Consider the following 15,494-nt stretch of genomic DNA (forward strand, 5'->3'; position numbering starts at 1 on the left):
GGGGCGGCACGGGTAGGCGCAGCGGCGCCCGTTCAGCGCCGGGTTGCGCGACTCCGCCCCCCGCCCAGCCGCACCCCGGGCCTCAGGCGTCCAACTCCCCCCGACCCTCCCCGCGTTCCAGTTTCTCCTGGCGCCGTTCTGCCTTCAGGCGTTGGCGTTCCGCCCTCGCGAGTTTGCGGGTGACTCCCACCCCGCCCCAGAAGGCGACCCCCTGGAGGATCACCCGCGGGGCGCCGGGATCTCCCAGCACCCCCTCCTGGCTGTGGTCGAAGCCGCCCATGATGCCGATGCCCCGCACGACCACCTCGATGCCGGGCGGCACAACCACATTCATGCCGCCCATGATCGCGACGCAGTTGACAACCACCTCACGGTCCACGAAGTTCGCCTCGCGCAGGTCGAGTTCCCCGCCGCCCCAGAACGCCAACGAGTTGAACCGCCGAGGCACCGTCCAGCGCCCCCTGCGCTGAAACCCGCCCATGACGGCGACAGCCCACCGCGAGGACCCCTCACCCCCGACGATCCGGTCCGCCCAACTCCCGCCACCCACCGGCTGCTTGACCATGCTCACCGCAGGCGCACTCACCCCGGCCCCCGGCAGGTCACGAGTGATCGGCGCCAACTCACCGTACGTACGCGCCCGATACGTCGCGTCGAACCGCTCCTCGAACTCGGCCATGTCCAGCCGGCCCTCCGCGAGGGCGTCCCGCAGTACCTCGGCGACTCGTTCACGATCGGCGTCGGAAGCGCGCAGCTCCGGAAGGTCGTCCGTCATACCCGCAGCCTACGAGGTCCCCCCGGGGCACGCTACGAGACCGCGCGCCCCGACTTCCCGGCCTGCTCGGCGTACATTTTCGCGATCACGGCCTCGATGTCCGGCTCCCGTACCGACAGGTCCACCAGCGGATAATCCGCCGCGATCCGCGCGACCAGCGGAGCCGCCGACTCCGTCGCCGGGAACGCCAGCCACTGACGCGGGCCGTCCACCCGTACGACCCGCGCCGACGGCACCTCGATCGGCGGCAGCTCCCGCTCCAGGTCCACGACGAGGGTCCGCTCGCTGTCGCCCACCTCGTGCAGGCCGGTCAGCGGGCCGTCGTACATCAGGCGGCCGTGGTCGATGACCATCACGCGCGAGCAGAGCTGCTCGATGTCCTGGAGATCGTGCGTCGTCAGCAGGACCGTCGTGCCGCGCTCGGCGTTCAGGTCCCGCAGGAACTCACGGACCCTGGCCTTCGAGATCACGTCCAGGCCGATCGTCGGCTCGTCGAGGTACAGCACCTCCGGGTCGTGCAGCAGAGCCGCCGCGATGTCACCGCGCATCCGCTGCCCCAGGGACAGTTGACGGACCGGTACGTCCAACAGGTCGGCAAGTTCGAGGAGTTCGACGCAACGGTCCAGGTTCTCCCGGTAACGGGCGTCAGGGATGCGGTACATGCGGTGCATCAGGCGGTACGAGTCGATCAGCGGAAGGTCCCACCACAGCGTCGTACGCTGCCCGAACACCACCCCGATCCGCCGCGCGAGCCGCGTGCGCTCACGGGACGGATCGATACCGGCGACGCGCAGCCGGCCGCCGCTGGGGGTGAGGATGCCCGTCAGCATCTTGATCGTCGTCGACTTCCCGGCACCGTTCGGACCGATGTAGCCGACCATCTCTCCGCGCGCCACCCGGAAGGAGATCGAGTCGACCGCCCGCACCTCCCGCCGCTCACTCCTCATGAACCCGGTCCGCTTGCGCACGTCGAAGACCTTCTCGACGCCGTCCAGTTCGATGAAGGACTCATTGAACGAATCATTGACGGACTCATTGGCGGACTCGTTGACGGACTCGTTGACGGACTCGTTGAACGAAAGGTCCACGTGCCTAACTCCCCGTGCTTCGGTACGAACGAAGTCCCGCCCGCCACGCCAGCCCGGCGAGCGCGCAGCAGCCCGCCGCCACCAGCGGCGGCAGGAACGCCACCCACGTCGGCAGATCGAGCGGATACGGGCGGCCCAGCACATACAGCGCGGGCAGCCAGTTGACGAAGGCCAGCGGGAGGACGAACGTCACCCCGCGCACCAGATCCTGCGCGAACAGACCCGGCGGATACTGCAACAGCGTGCTGCCGCCGTACGTGAACGCGTTCTGCACCTCGGAGGCGTCCCGCGCCACGAACTGGAACGCCGCGCCCGCGACGAACACCGCGCAGAAGATCGCCCCGCCACTGACCACCATCACCGGCATCAGCAGCACCTTGGCCGTCGTCCACTGGACGCCGTCGAGGGAGAGCAGGGCGTAGCCGAGCACCATGAGCCCCTGGGTGATCCGGCCCAGGCGGCGCAGCGCGAACCGGTCCGCGGCGACCTGCGCGAGCACCGGCGCCGGCCGGACGAGCAGCGTGTCCAGGGTGCCGTCGCGGACCCGGCGCCCCAGCCGATCCATCGACCCGACGACGAGGTCGGCGATCCCGAACGCGACCGCCGACAGCCCGTACAGAAACGCCACCTCGGGCAGCGAGTAGCCGCCGAGCCGCTCGATCTGCGAGAACATCAGCACGATCGCCAGGAAGTCGAGGCAGGTCGCCACGAAGTTCCCGAGCGTGGTCATCACGAAGGACGCCCGGTACGCCATCGTCGACCGGATCCACATCGCGGCGATCATCCGATAGGCCCGCACACCGTCGAACACCCGCTCCCGGCGGCTGAGCGGCCCGTCGTCCCAGCCCTCACCGCCGTCCCACCGCTCGCCCCGGACACCGGCCCGCACCGCACCGGCGACACCCACATCCCCCACGTCACCCACCCTGAACCACCACCCGCCGAGTAGCGACCGCCTGCAACAAGCGCCCCACCGCCAGCAGCGCCACCGCCCACCCGGCCTGGAAGGCGAACGTGCCCAGCGGATCCGCCTCCCCCAGCAGGATGTCCGCCGGCGCCTGGATCAGCGCCGCCCACGGCAGGGCCCGTACGACCTCGCCGAGCAGCCCCGGGAAGACGTTCAGCGGCAGCACCATGCCCGAGCAGAACACGCCCGCGAGCCACGCCATCTGGATGACGCCCGCACCGTCGAGGAGCCAGAACGCGGTCAGCGCCACCAGGAACCGGAACGAGTAGCTGACCAGCATTCCCAGCGCGACCGCGACCAGGAACGCCAGCCAGGTCACTGGGGAGGTCGGAAGCGTCAGGTCGAAGAGCCAGGCGCCGACCGCGACCGGGATCAGTCCCCGGCCCAGCAGATGGAACAGGGCCCGGCCCATGTCCTGGGCCAGCCACCACAGCTGCAGGTCGGCCGGCCGGTAAAGGTCGATCGCGATGTCACCCGTACGGATACGTTCGATCAGCTCGTCCTCGAAGCCAGTGCCCATCACGCACATCGTCATCAGCAGCGCCTGGCCCAGCCACACATAGGTGAGAGCCTGGGACTGGTCGTACCCACCGAGGTGCGGTCTCTCGTCCCACAGCGCGATGTAGGTGTAGGCCAGGATCACGCCGAAGACGGTGTTGGTGAACATCCCCGCCAGCGTGGCCGTCCGGTAGGTGGCATAACGTCGGAAACCCCCGGCCGCGACGGCCGCGTACAACCGCCCAGAACCCACGACACCAGCCTTCCGCGACGTTTCCGGACCGAAGCGCAGGAGCCTAGTCCACGCCGCTGTCCGCCCGCCACGCGTTTTCGGCGGAACCGTGCCGAGGTCAGGGAACTGATCGGGTGGTGCGACAGTCTTCAAGAGGGGGCGTTGTAGAGGTTTGAAACGCGTGAGAGGTCGTACGGGAACGTACGACGCGAAACAGGAGTCCGTGCACCACATGAGCGACCAGCCAGAGCCGCAGCAACCGACGCAGGACCCGGCACCCGCAAAACCCGTACCCGTCGCAGAAACCGACCCGAAACCCGAGACGGCCCCCGACACGGATTCGGATGGGGGACCGGTCGCGGGACCGGTCGCGGGACCGGTCGCGGAACCGGTCGCGGAACCGGACCGGGAATCGGACGTCGCGGAGGGCGGGACACCCGAGAAGGCCACGCAGGCCACGCAGGCTCCGACGGCTCCGACGGCTCCGACGGCTCCGACGGCCAAGCGTCCTCGGCGTACCGGATGGCGGCGACTGGTCCCGACCTGGCGCTTCGTGCTCGGCACGTTCCTCGTCGGGATCCTGCTGGTCATCGGCCTGTTCGCGCTTGGCTACTACATGGTCGACATCCCGGCGGCGAACGCGGCGGCCATCAAGCAGAGCAACGTCTACCTCTACGCCGACGGCAGCCAGCTCGCCCGCGACGGCGAGGTCAACCGCGAGAACGTGGCCCTGTCGCAGATCTCCAAGGACGCCCAGCACGCCGTACTGGCAGCCGAGGACCGCGACTTCTACACCGAGTCGGCGATCGACCCCAAGGCGATGCTCCGCGCCGCCTGGAACACGGTGACCGGCAAGGGCAAGCAGTCCGGCTCGACGATCACCCAGCAGTACGTGAAGAACTACTACCTCGCACAGGACCAGACCGTCACCCGAAAGGTGAAGGAGTTCTTCATCTCGATCAAGCTGGACCGGGTGAAATCCAAGGACCAGATCCTCGAGGGCTACCTCAACACCAGCTACGCCGGCCGCAACTCCTACGGCCTCCAGGCCGCCGCCCAGGCCTACTACGGCGTCGACGCCGTCGAACTGACCGCCGGCCAGGGCGCCTACCTCGCCGCACTGCTGAACGCGCCCAGCGAGTACGACGTGATCGCCCACCCCGAGAACAGGCCGGCCGCGCTCGCCCGCTGGAACTACGTCCTCGACGGCATGGTCAAGCAGGGCTGGCTGACCGAGTCCGCGCGCAAGGGCATCACGTTCCCGGAGCCCAGGCAGTCGATCGTCTCGACGGGCCTGTCCGGCCAGCGCGGCTACCTGGTCAAGGCGGTCGACGACTACCTGTTCGACAACAAGATCCTCACCGAGGACGAACTCCAGGCCGGCGGCTACCGCATCACCACCACCCTGCAGAAGCCCAAGCAGGACGCCTTCGTGAAGGCGGTCAACGACAAGGTGATGAAGAAGCTCGACAAGAAGAACAACAAGGTCGACAACTACGTCCGCGCGGGCGGCGTCGCCATCGACCCCGCCACCGGCAAGGTCCTCGCGATGTACGGCGGCATCGACTACACCAAGCAGTACGTCAACAACGCGACCCGCCGCGACTACCAGGACGGCTCCACCTTCAAGCCGTTCGTGTTCACCTCCGCCGTCCAGAACGGCTCGGTGACCCAGGACGGCCGGACGATCACCCCGAACACCTACTACGACGGCACCAACAAACGCCCCGTCCAGGGCTGGAGCGGCGCGGAGTACGCCCCCGAGAACGAGGACCAGGGCACGTACGGCGAGATCACGGTCCGCACCGCCACCAACAAGTCCGTCAACTCGGTGTACGCGCAGATGGCGGTGGACGTCGGCCCCGCCAAGGTCCGGAAGACGGCCGTCGACCTCGGTCTGCCCTCCGACACCCCTGACCTCAACCCGTACCCGTCCATCGCCCTCGGCACGTCGACGGCCAGCGTCCTCGACATGACGGAGGCGTACGCCACGCTCGCCAACCACGGCAAGCACGGCACGTACACGATCATCGAGAAGATCACCAAGGACGGCCAGGACGGCGCGGTGACCCTCCCCAAGCAGAAGCCGAGGCAGGTCGTCTCGCGCGAGGCCGCCGACACGACCACCGCGGTCCTGCAGAGCGTGGTCGAGGAGGGCACGGCGACCGCCGCCCAGGAGGCCGACCGCCCGGTCGCCGGCAAGACCGGCACGGCCGAGGAGGACACGGCGGCCTGGTTCGCCGGCTACACCCCCGACCTCGCGACGGTCGTCTCCGTCATGGGCCAGGACCCCGTCACCGGCAAGCACAAGTCGCTGTACGGCGCGATGGGCCTCGAACGCGTCAACGGCGGCGGCGCCCCCGCCGAGATCTGGGCCCAGTTCACCAAGACGGCCCTGAAGGGCAAGGAGGCGAAGGACTTCGACCTCCAGCTCCAGGACGGCGCCGATGAACAGCCGCTCCCGCCCGCCGACCAGCAGCCCGACCCCGGCACGGACGCCGGCCAGGACAACGGCGGCACCACGGACGGCACCACCGGCGGCCCCAAGGAAACCCCGAGCACGAAACCCACCCCAGGGGGTACGACGAACGGCGGCACCCCGACGACGGGCGGCACCCCGACCACCGGCGGCGACACCACGACGACCGGGGGCACGCCCACCACGGGCGGCACAACCACCGACGGCACCACCGGCGACACGACCGACACCGGCGGCGGTACGACGGACACCGGGGGCACGACCGACACCGGCGGCGGGACCACCGACACCGGCGGGACGTCGGACTCGGGCGGCGACACGGGAGGAACGACGCCGGGGGTGGCGGGCGGGGCGCTCAGCCCGTCGAGAACAAACTGACGCCGACTGACGGCGACCCGACATACAGAAAGGAGGGGCTGGTGACCATGGTCACCAGCCCCTCCTTTCTGTATGTCAGAGATGCAGGAGGTCATCTCAGAGATACAGGAGGTCAGAGATACAGGCCGGTCGAGTCCTCGGACCCCTCGAAGCGGTCCGCCGCGACGGCATGCAGATCACGCTCGCGCATCAGCACATAGGCGACCCCGCGCACCTCCACCTCGGAAAGGTCCTCCGGGTCGTACAGGACACGGTCGCCCGGCTCCACCGTCCGCACGTTCTGCCCGACCGCGACGACCTCCGCCCAGGCCAGCCGGCGCCCGACCGCCGCCGTGGCGGGAATCAGGATGCCGCCGCCGGAACGCCGCTCGCCCTCGCTGACGTCCTGCCGCACGAGCACACGGTCGTGCAGCATCCGGATGGGCAACTTGTCGTGATGGATGCTCTTCTCATTGCCTTTGGCACTCACCCTCCGAACCTACCCGCCTCTTCAGCCCTTGCGCCGCCTGGTACCCAGAGCGAGCACCCCGACGAGCCCCACGACGACAAGGGCGACGGGCACGATCCGCTCCAGCCTCGGCGCGCCGTCCACGTCGACGAACTGTCCTTTGACGTCGCCGACGAGCCGGTTGACGCCGACGTAGGCACGCCCGAGGGTGTGATCGATATTCGAGACGACCTTGGCCTTGGCGTCGCCGACGATCGTCTTCGGGTGCACCCGCACCCCGATCTCGTCGAGCGTCTCGGCCAGCGTCTCGCGACGACGCCTGATGTCCGCCTCGATCTGCGCCGGGGTTCTGCTGCTGTCCGAGGTGTCCGCCACCGTACGCCCTCCGAAGTCCGCTACCGCATTGATGCACTACTCCGGACAGTCTGTCAGTTCCGCCTACGACCGCACTGTCAGCACCCCCGGTTAGGCTCGGACCGCGCCCTTCCACGGGCGCACGAGGACTCACGAGGACGTACGAGGAGACCAGACCGATGAGCGAGCGACTCCAGCCCGGTGACGTGGCCCCGGCCTTCACCCTGCCCGACGCCGACGGCAACGAGGTGTCGCTGGCCGACCACAAGGGCCGCAAGGTCATCGTCTACTTCTACCCGGCCGCCCTCACCCCCGGCTGCACGAAGCAGGCCTGCGACTTCACGGACAACCTCGACCTCCTGGCCGGCGCGGGCTACGACGTGATCGGCATCTCCCCCGACAAGCCGGAGAAGCTCGCGAAGTTCCGCGAGAAGGAGAACCTGAAGGTCACCCTGCTCGGCGACCCGGACAAGACGGTCCTGGAGGCGTACGCCGCCTTCGGCGAGAAGATGAACTACGGCAAGACGTACATGGGCGTCATCCGCTCCACGATCGTGGTGGACGAGGAGGGCAAGGTGGAACGGGCCCTGTACAACGTCCGGGCCACGGGCCACGTAGCGAAGATCATTAAGGACCTGGGCGTCTGAGGGCCCGTTTCGCCTGCTCGGGCGGCCCGTACCGGTTCAAGCCCGGCGCGGGCCGCTTTGCATTTCGGGCGTGACTGTCCGATAAACGGTTCGTTACTCCGTACGAGGCCACGAACGGGTGGTCGGGAAGCGGAGGAGAGAGCAGTGATGCCATCAACAGACCCGTACGGCAAGGAGCGGCTCGCACCGGTCGTCGCCGAAGCACGTAACTGGACGGATCTGATGCGGCGGCTCGATCTCCGGCCCAGCGGAGGGCAACGGCGCGTGCTCCAGGAGAAAGTCGCCGGTCATGGACTGGACACCAGCCACTTCGCGAAACCGAGCCCATGGCGCAAGTACCCTGACGCCGCCATCGCGGAAGCCGCGAACTCCTCTTCGTCGCTACGCGAAGTGGCCCTCAAGCTGGGCGCCACCCCAGCCACCGGAACCCTTTCCCACATCAGGCGTCGCATCGACGCCGCGGGCATCGACATCAGCCACTTTCCCGGCGCGAACCGTGCAGAGTTGGACCTGCCCTTCACCCCTGAGGAACTGAAGGCGGCGGCAGCAGACGTCACCAGCGTGCGTGGTGTGGCGCGGGCCCTGGGCGTACCGGACGACAGTCGCTCTCGTGCGACGTTGAGCCGCATGCTGCGTGCACAGGGCGTCAGTACAGAGCATCTCTCGCATCATCGCGCGACCATCCCCGAAGACAAGCTTCGCGACCTTGTTCCGGGCTCCACGAGCTATGCCGACGTGATGCGTGGCCTCGGCATGGACGTCAATGACATCAACCACCGGCGCGTCCGTCGCACGGCAGCCCGCCTCGGCCTCGACACAACCCACTTCAAGCGCCGTGCCTGGGGCCGACCCGATGCCCCCGCACCAGCACCCACCGCTCACCGGGTACTCGTCCTGCTGCCCGACCACGCAGGCCGGACCAACAGGACTCAACTACACCGGGCCCTGAACGAGCTTGGAGTGCCTTACGCGTGCGAGAGCTGCGGCAACACCGGCGAATGGCTGGGCCGCCCCATCACCTTGCAGATCGACCACATCAACGGAGCCTGGCGTGACAACCGCCGGGAGAATCTGCGATACCTCTGCCCTAACTGCCACGCTGTGACGGAGACCTGGTGCCGCAAAAAGGGGAGGGCGCCTCTCGCGGGGTGACGCGGTCGCCCCGTACACTTGCAGCCGCCCGTCATGCTGGACAGCGGGTGACTGGCGGCCTTGGCGGAACGGCAGACGCCTCGCGTTTAGGGCGCGATGGGAGCAATCCCGTGAGGGTTCGAATCCCTCAGGCCGCACTTACCTTCACTTCTATGGTCCGGCTTGCGACTTCTGCAAGCCGGACCATCTTGGTAAGCACTCCTCAGCCCAGCAACTCCCGCACCACCGCCACCAACCCCCGGAACGCCTGCCCCCGATGGCTGATCGCGTTCTTCTCCGCCGCCGTCAGCTGGGCGCACGTCCTGGTCTCGCCCTCCGGCTGGAGGATCGGGTCGTAGCCGAAGCCGCCCGAGCCCTCCGGGGTGTGGCGGAGTACGCCCCTCAGGCGGCCCTCGACCACCCTCTCCGTGCCGTCCGGCAGGGCCAGTGCCGCCGCGCAGGCGAAATGGGCGCCCCTGTGTTCGTCCGCGATGTCGGAGAGCTGGGCCAGGAGCAGGTCAAGGTTGGCCCTGTCGTCTCCGTGCCGTCCTGACCAGCGGGCCGAGAAGATGCCCGGGGCGCCGTTCAGGACGTCCACGCACAGGCCCGAGTCGTCGGCCACCGCCGGGAGGCCTGTCGCCTGGGCCAGGGCGTGGGCCTTGAGGAGGGCGTTCTCCGCGAAGGTGACGCCTGTTTCCTTGACGTCGGGGATGTCGGGGTAGGCGTCCGCGCCGACCAGGTCCATGGGGAGGGCCGCGTCGGCGAGGATCTGCCTCAGTTCGGTGATCTTTCCGGCGTTGCGGGTGGCGAGGATCAGGCGTGTCATGGCGTCCAGTATCCCGGCCGTTCCGGGCTGGTCGGCGACCCGATTACGACGTGCAGACCTTCGTCAGTTCGCCCGCCGCGTCCGCGACGCCGCTGACGTCCGGGGTCGCGTCGCCGTCCTTGATGGCCTTACGGACGTTGTCCACGGCCCTGTTGAGGCCGTCGACCGCCTTGTTGACGTCGGTGTTGTCGGTCTTGTCACCGAGGTCGTCGAGGCTCTTGTCGATCGCCGCCAGGGCCTCGTCGGCCTGCGTCGGGTCGTTCACCGCGTTCTCGACGGCCTGCTGGAGGTTGGAGACGCTGGTGGCGATGGCGTCGGCGGTCTGGACGCAGTCCAGGGCCTTGTTGACGGCGTCGCATCCGGTGGTGAGCCCGGCGGTCAGCGCGACGGCCGCCACGGTGGCGGCGACGGCTGTCACTCGGCGCCCCCGTCCGAGGCCTCGGGCGTTACGGAGTCGGCGGCTGACGGGCATGGTTCGGTTCCCTCCGTTGACTGGCCGGGCGTACGGCGGTACTCGTCGCCGTACGCCCGAATGTTTCTTCTTGTCCCTGGAGACGCGGTGGAGCTGCTGCGCGGTTGCCCGCGACCGTCACCTTATTTGGTGCGCCCTTTACCTTTCCAGGGTCGCGTCCAGCGCCTTGCGCTGGAGTGCCGCGAGGTCGGTGCAGCCGGCGACGGCGAGGTCGAGGAGGGCGTTCAGTTCGTCGCGGGCGAAGGGTTCGGCTTCGGCGGTGCCCTGGACCTCGACGAAGCGGCCGTCGCCGGTGCAGACGACGTTCATGTCGGTTTCCGCGCGTACGTCTTCCTCGTAGCAGAGGTCGAGGAGCGGGACTCCGCCGACGATGCCGACGGACACGGCGCTCACTGTGCCGGTGAGGGGCTGGCGGCCGGCCCGGATCAGCTTCTTGCCCTGCGCCCAGGTGATGGCGTCGGCGAGGGCGACGTACGCGCCGGTGATGGCGGCGGTGCGGGTGCCGCCGTCGGCCTGGAGGACGTCGCAGTCGAGGACGATCGTGTTCTCGCCGAGAGCCTTGTAGTCGATGACGGCGCGCAGGGAGCGGCCGATGAGGCGGCTGATCTCGTGTGTCCGGCCGCCGATCTTGCCGCGGACGGATTCGCGGTCGCCGCGGGTGTTGGTGGCGCGGGGGAGCATCGAGTATTCGGCGGTGACCCAGCCCTCGCCGCTGCCCTTGCGCCAGCGGGGGACGCCCTCCGTGACGGAGGCGGTGCAGAAGACCTTCGTGTCGCCGAAGGAGACGAGGACGGAGCCCTCGGCGTGCTTGCTCCACCCGCGTTCGATGGTGACGGGGCGGAGCTGTTCGGGGGTGCGGCCGTCGATACGTGACATGGCGACGAGCCTAGCCGTTACGGCGGAAGGGGCCCTTCCCGTGGTGGGAGAGGGCCCCTCAGGGGGTGAACGTCCGTACTAATCAAGGGTGTTCACATCATGTCCTCGATGTCCGCGGCGATCGGGTCGGCGTCCGTGCCGATGACGACCTGGATGGCGGTGCCCATCTTGACGACGCCGTGGGCGCCGGCGGCCTTGAGGGCCGCGTCGTCGACCAGGGCGGGGTCGATGACCTCGCAGCGCAGGCGGGTGATGCAGCCTTCGACTTCTTCGATGTTGTCGAGGCCGCCGAGTCCGGCGACGATCTTCTCTGCCTTGGTGGACATGTCCTACTCCCTGGTCCGAGCCACTTTGTCGCAGTAACCCACAGTTGGCCGATCTTCGCGAGCGGTCTGCGCACTGTTCGCGGACTGGTCTACACCAGTCTGCATCTGTTGTGAAATCGAGGGTTCCTTATGCGGCCTTCACCGTGCTACAACATGGTCTACACCACTGACTGGTGTAGACCACGTTCACCCGTTGGAGGATGTATGAGCACCGCCACCACCGCGGCGGTCCCCGCGAAGAAGAGGGGATCCGGCCTGTTCCAGGGCCTGCAGAAGGTCGGCCGCAGCCTGCAGTTGCCGATCGCCGTACTTCCCGCGGCGGGGCTTCTGCTCCGGCTCGGTCAAGCGGACTCCCAGAAGCGGTTCCACATCCCCGCCGATGTGGCGAAGGTGTTCGCCGGAGCCGGCGGCGCCCTGCTGGACGGTTCCTTCGGCCTGCCCCTGCTGTTCTGCATAGGCGTGGCCATCGGCTTCGCGAAGAAGTCCGACGGCTCGACGGCGCTGGCCGCCGTGGTCGGGTTCCTCACCTACTACGCGGTGATCCACCAGTACCCGATCAAGGACGGCCACGACGGCGCCACCTATACCGGGACCGGACTCGGCGGCGGCTTCTGGCAGAAGGGCACCGAGGCCGCCCAGGCCGCGACCTTCGAGAACCCGGGCGTGCTCGGCGGCATCATCCTCGGTCTCCTGACGGCGGTGCTCTGGCAGCGCTACCACCGCAAGCAGCTCGTCGACTGGCTCGGCTTCTTCAACGGCCGCCGGCTCGTCCCGATCATCACGGCCGCCCTCGGAACCGTGCTCGGTGTCCTGGTCGTCGTGGGCTGGCAGCCCATCGGTGACGTGATCACCAGCTTCGGCGAGTGGATGACCGGTCTGGGCTCCTTCGGCGCCGCTCTCTTCGGCCTCATCAACCGTGCGCTGATCCCGATCGGCATGCACCAGTTCGTGAACTCGGTGGCCTGGTTCCAGATCGGCGACTTCACCAACTCCGCCGGCACGGTCTTCCACGGCGACCTGCCGCGCTTCTTCGGCGGTGACCCGACCGCCGGAATGTTCATGACCGGCTTCTTCCCGATCATGATGTTCGGTCTGCCGGCCGCCGCCCTCGCGATCGCGCACTCCGCCCGTCCCGAGCGTCGCAAGGCCGTGCTCGGCATGATGATGTCGATGGCGCTGACCTCGTTCGTCACGGGTGTCACCGAGCCGATCGAGTTCACCTTCATGTTCATCGCCCCGGTGCTGTACGCCATCCACGCGGTCCTCACGGCGGTCTCGATGGCCGTGACCTGGGCCCTGGGCATGCACATGGGCTTCAGCTTCTCGGCCGGCTTCATCGACGTCTTCATCAACTGGGGCATCTCCACCAAGCCCTGGCTGCTGATCCCGATCGGGCTCGCCTTCGGCGCCATCTACTACTTCGTCTTCCGCTTCGCCATCACCAAGTTCAATCTCCCGACCCCGGGCCGTGAGCCCGAGGAGGAGATCGAGGACCTCACCAAGGCGTGAGCCGTGCCGTACGGCATGACATGGGCCCCGGAACCCGCCGACTCGGTTCCGGGGCCTTCGTGTGCGTACCGGGCGTCAGATCTCGTACGACGCGCGAGGCGCCGCCAGTTCCACCGGGCCCCTGAACACCTCGCGGGCGTCAGCGAGGTTGACCTGCGGGTCGGTCCACGGGGGGATGTGGGTGAGTATGAGCTTGCGCGCGCCCGCGCGGTTCGCCGTCTCGCCTGCCTCGCGGCCGTTGAGGTGCAGGTCCGGGATGTTCTCCTTGCCGTGCGTGAACGCGGCCTCGCAGAGGAACAGGTCGGTTTCGCGGGCGAGTTGGTCCAGCGCGTCGCTGGTGCCGGTGTCACCGGAGTACGTGAGCGACTTCCCGGCGTGCTCGATCCGGATGCCGTACGCCTCCACCGGGTGGCGCACCCGTTCGGTGTGGACGGTGAACGGGCCGACGTCGAAGGTGCTCGGCTTGACCGTGTGGAAGTCGAAGACCTCGCTCATGGAGGAGGCGGTGGGGGTGTCGCCGTACGCGACGGTGAGGCGGTGCTCGGTGCCCTCGGGGCCGTAGACCGGGATCGGGTCGCAGCGTCCGCCGTCGTGTCGGTAGTACCGGGCGACGAAGTACGCGCACATGTCGATGCAGTGGTCGGCGTGCAGATGGCTGAGGAAGATCGCGTCGAGGTCGTAGAGACCGCAGTGGCGCTGCAACTCACCAAGGGCACCGTTGCCCATGTCGAGGAGCAGCCGGAAGCCGTCGGCCTCTACGAGGTAGCTCGAACAGGCCGATTCCGCGGACGGGAACGACCCCGAGCAGCCGACGACGGTGAGCTTCATAAAGCAGAAACCTCCGCGGGCGGGGAGCGTCAAAACAAGGGTGAACGGGGTTCTTGCGGTGCCTTCGAGCGTAAGGCGCAAAACCCCCTGTCGCTCCTCCGCCTGGGGCTGTTGTGGGCGAACTCACCTGCGCTGTCACCGGTTCGGCTGGACGGGAAGCACCCGTAGGGGGACGGGGCGGGAAGTGCGCCGGTACCGTCTTCCGTATGGACACGTCATGGTGGCTCGCCCTGGCGGCCGTCGTGCTGCTCGCGCTGGTCGCGGCGCTGGTGGACGGCTGGGGACGCGGGCATCGGCCCCCGAGGCGCGGGAGTCGGCCGCCGGGGCGCGCCGAGGGGCCGAAAGGGCAGCGGGGGCGGGCTGTGCGGCCGCGGCCCGCGGAGATCTGGTGGGCGAACGTGCCTTTCGAGGACGGCCCCGGAGGCAAGGACCGGCCGTGCCTGGTGCTCACGGTGCGTGGGCGGCGGGCGACGGTCGCGAAGATCACCAGCAAGTACCACCACGAGCGGCCAGGGGTGATCCCGCTGCCGCCGGGTGCGGTGGGCGACGCGCAGGGGCGGCCGAGTTTTCTGGAGACGGGCGAGTTGCGGGACCTGCATCTGGGGGAGTTCCGGCGGCGGGTGGGGGTGGCGGACCCGGCCCTGTGGGACCAGGTCCGACACCTCGCGCCGTGATGTCCGTAAATCTGGGGGCTTACGCCCAGAGCTGGCCCTGCAGTGTCTCGATGGCTTCCTCCGTCGTGGCTGCCGTGTAGACGCCTGTCGAGAGGTATTTCCAGCCACCGTCGGCGACGACGAAGACGATGTCGGCGCTCTCGCCGGCCTTGACGGCCTTGTTGCCGACGCCGATCGCGGCGTGGAGTGCGGCGCCGGTGGACACGCCCGCGAAGATGCCCTCCTGCTGGAGGAGTTCCCGGGTGCGGGTGACCGCGTCCGCCGAGCCGACGGAGAAGCGGGTGGTGAGGACGGAGGCGTCGTACAGCTCGGGTACGAAGCCCTCGTCGAGGTTGCGCAGGCCGTACACGAGGTCGTCGTAGCGGGGCTCGGCGGCGACGATCTTCACGTCGGGCTTGTGTTCGCGGAGGTAGCGGCCGACGCCCATCAGGGTTCCCGTCGTGCCGAGGCCGGCGACGAAGTGGGTGATGGAGGGGAGGTCGGTGAGGATCTCCGGGCCGGTGCCGGCGTAGTGGGCGCCCGCGTTGTCCGGGTTGCCGTACTGGTAGAGCATCACCCAGTCGGGGTGTTCGGCGGCGAGCTCCTTGGCGACGCGTACGGCGGTGTTGGAGCCGCCGGCGGCGGGGCTGGGGATGATCTCGGCGCCCCACATGGCGAGCAGTTCGCGCCGTTCCTGTGAGGTGTTCTCGGGCATCACGCAGACCATGCGGTAGCCCTTGAGCTTGGCGGCCATGGCGAGGGAGATGCCGGTGTTGCCGGACGTGGGTTCGAGGATGGTGCAGCCGGGGGTGAGCCGGCCGTCCTTCTCGGCCTGTTCGACCATGTGCAGGGCGGGGCGGTCCTTGACCGAGCCGGTGGGGTTGCGGTCCTCCAGCTTCGCCCAGATCCGTACGTCGGCGGACGGCGACAGCCGCGGCAGGCGCACCAGGGGGGTGTTGCCTACCGCGGCCAGCGGCGAGTCGTAGCGCATGGGTGCCAGGGGCCGA

General features: G+C 68.6%; 17 protein-coding genes and 1 tRNA gene. 6 read left to right on the forward strand and 12 right to left on the reverse strand.

Annotation, left to right across the window (positions count from 1 at the left end):
* Positions 1–82 precede the first annotated feature (82 nt).
* The 4 genes from ADL01_RS10000 to ADL01_RS10015 form a co-directional block, all read right to left on the reverse strand.
* Positions 83–775 carry a DUF1707 SHOCT-like domain-containing protein gene (locus ADL01_RS10000; RefSeq protein ID WP_053741572.1) on the reverse strand — a complete coding sequence of 231 codons (693 nt, stop codon included), beginning with the start codon at positions 773–775 and terminating at the stop codon, positions 83–85.
* Between the two features lie 32 nt (positions 776–807).
* Positions 808–1,776 (reverse strand): ABC transporter ATP-binding protein, encoded by a 969-nt coding sequence (locus tag ADL01_RS10005; RefSeq protein WP_053741643.1) that lies wholly within the window; start codon positions 1,774–1,776, stop codon positions 808–810.
* 91 nt (positions 1,777–1,867) lie between these two features.
* On the reverse strand, positions 1,868–2,674 hold the full coding sequence (locus ADL01_RS10010; protein ID WP_053741644.1) for an ABC transporter permease: 807 nt from the start codon (positions 2,672–2,674) through the stop codon (positions 1,868–1,870).
* A gap of 106 nt (positions 2,675–2,780) precedes the next feature.
* Positions 2,781–3,581: an ABC transporter permease gene (locus ADL01_RS10015; protein ID WP_053741573.1), complete on the reverse strand. Its 801-nt coding sequence runs from the start codon at positions 3,579–3,581 to the stop codon at positions 2,781–2,783.
* A gap of 211 nt (positions 3,582–3,792) precedes the next feature.
* Between ADL01_RS10015 and ADL01_RS10020 the strand changes: the two genes are divergently transcribed.
* Entirely contained in the window at positions 3,793–6,417 is a 2,625-nt protein-coding gene (locus ADL01_RS10020; protein ID WP_234354579.1) for a transglycosylase domain-containing protein, read from the forward strand.
* A 112-nt stretch (positions 6,418–6,529) separates the two neighbouring features.
* Here the strand turns inward: ADL01_RS10020 and ADL01_RS10025 are convergent, their stop codons facing one another.
* Positions 6,530–6,832 (reverse strand): GroES family chaperonin, encoded by a 303-nt coding sequence (locus tag ADL01_RS10025; RefSeq protein ID WP_420719700.1) that lies wholly within the window; start codon positions 6,830–6,832, stop codon positions 6,530–6,532.
* A 75-nt stretch (positions 6,833–6,907) separates the two neighbouring features.
* The gene (locus ADL01_RS10030) at positions 6,908–7,240 is read right to left on the reverse strand and encodes a DUF3618 domain-containing protein (protein WP_053741575.1); all 333 of its coding nucleotides are present in this window, start codon (positions 7,238–7,240) and stop codon (positions 6,908–6,910) included.
* A gap of 158 nt (positions 7,241–7,398) precedes the next feature.
* Here ADL01_RS10030 and bcp point away from each other — a divergent pair, with 158 nt between their 5' ends.
* From bcp to ADL01_RS10045, 3 genes are all read left to right on the forward strand, one after another.
* Positions 7,399–7,866: a thioredoxin-dependent thiol peroxidase gene (bcp, locus tag ADL01_RS10035; RefSeq protein ID WP_053741576.1), complete on the forward strand. Its 468-nt coding sequence runs from the start codon at positions 7,399–7,401 to the stop codon at positions 7,864–7,866.
* A gap of 147 nt (positions 7,867–8,013) precedes the next feature.
* On the forward strand, positions 8,014–9,018 hold the full coding sequence (locus ADL01_RS10040; protein ID WP_053741577.1) for an HNH endonuclease: 1,005 nt from the start codon (positions 8,014–8,016) through the stop codon (positions 9,016–9,018).
* Positions 9,019–9,072: 54 nt separating this feature from the next.
* Positions 9,073–9,155, forward strand: a tRNA-Leu gene (locus ADL01_RS10045).
* Between the two features lie 65 nt (positions 9,156–9,220).
* Here the strand turns inward: ADL01_RS10045 and rdgB are convergent.
* The 4 genes from rdgB to ADL01_RS10065 all read right to left on the reverse strand — a co-directional run bounded on the left by rdgB (position 9,221) and on the right by ADL01_RS10065 (position 11,497).
* Positions 9,221–9,823 carry an RdgB/HAM1 family non-canonical purine NTP pyrophosphatase gene (rdgB, locus tag ADL01_RS10050; protein WP_053741578.1) on the reverse strand — a complete coding sequence of 201 codons (603 nt, stop codon included), beginning with the start codon at positions 9,821–9,823 and terminating at the stop codon, positions 9,221–9,223.
* Positions 9,824–9,866: 43 nt separating this feature from the next.
* Positions 9,867–10,295, reverse strand: a complete 429-nt coding sequence (locus tag ADL01_RS10055) for a hypothetical protein (RefSeq protein ID WP_053741579.1) — start codon at positions 10,293–10,295, stop codon at positions 9,867–9,869.
* A 138-nt stretch (positions 10,296–10,433) separates the two neighbouring features.
* Entirely contained in the window at positions 10,434–11,171 is a 738-nt protein-coding gene (gene rph / locus ADL01_RS10060; RefSeq protein WP_053741580.1) for a ribonuclease PH, read from the reverse strand.
* 92 nt (positions 11,172–11,263) lie between these two features.
* On the reverse strand, positions 11,264–11,497 hold the full coding sequence (locus tag ADL01_RS10065) for a glucose PTS transporter subunit EIIB (protein ID WP_006373882.1): 234 nt from the start codon (positions 11,495–11,497) through the stop codon (positions 11,264–11,266).
* A 204-nt stretch (positions 11,498–11,701) separates the two neighbouring features.
* On the opposite strand from ADL01_RS10065, the gene ADL01_RS10070 reads away from it, so the two are divergent.
* Complete coding sequence (locus ADL01_RS10070) at positions 11,702–13,006, forward strand: PTS transporter subunit EIIC (RefSeq protein WP_053741581.1); 1,305 nt, start codon at positions 11,702–11,704, stop codon at positions 13,004–13,006.
* Positions 13,007–13,081: 75 nt separating this feature from the next.
* Here the strand turns inward: ADL01_RS10070 and ADL01_RS10075 are convergent, their stop codons facing one another.
* Positions 13,082–13,834 (reverse strand): MBL fold metallo-hydrolase, encoded by a 753-nt coding sequence (locus tag ADL01_RS10075; RefSeq protein WP_053741582.1) that lies wholly within the window; start codon positions 13,832–13,834, stop codon positions 13,082–13,084.
* Between the two features lie 206 nt (positions 13,835–14,040).
* Here ADL01_RS10075 and ADL01_RS10080 point away from each other — a divergent pair, with 206 nt between their 5' ends.
* Positions 14,041–14,508, forward strand: coding sequence for a type II toxin-antitoxin system PemK/MazF family toxin (locus tag ADL01_RS10080; RefSeq protein ID WP_053741583.1), 468 nt, complete (start codon positions 14,041–14,043; stop codon positions 14,506–14,508).
* A 19-nt stretch (positions 14,509–14,527) separates the two neighbouring features.
* Here the strand turns inward: ADL01_RS10080 and ADL01_RS10085 are convergent, their stop codons facing one another.
* On the reverse strand, positions 14,528–15,478 hold the full coding sequence (locus tag ADL01_RS10085) for a PLP-dependent cysteine synthase family protein (protein WP_053741584.1): 951 nt from the start codon (positions 15,476–15,478) through the stop codon (positions 14,528–14,530).
* Positions 15,479–15,494: the final 16 nt, after the last annotated feature.

Origin of the sequence: Streptomyces sp. NRRL WC-3618, from assembly GCF_001280005.1 — a bacterium.
Classification (GTDB): Bacteria; Actinomycetota; Actinomycetes; order Streptomycetales; family Streptomycetaceae; genus Streptomyces.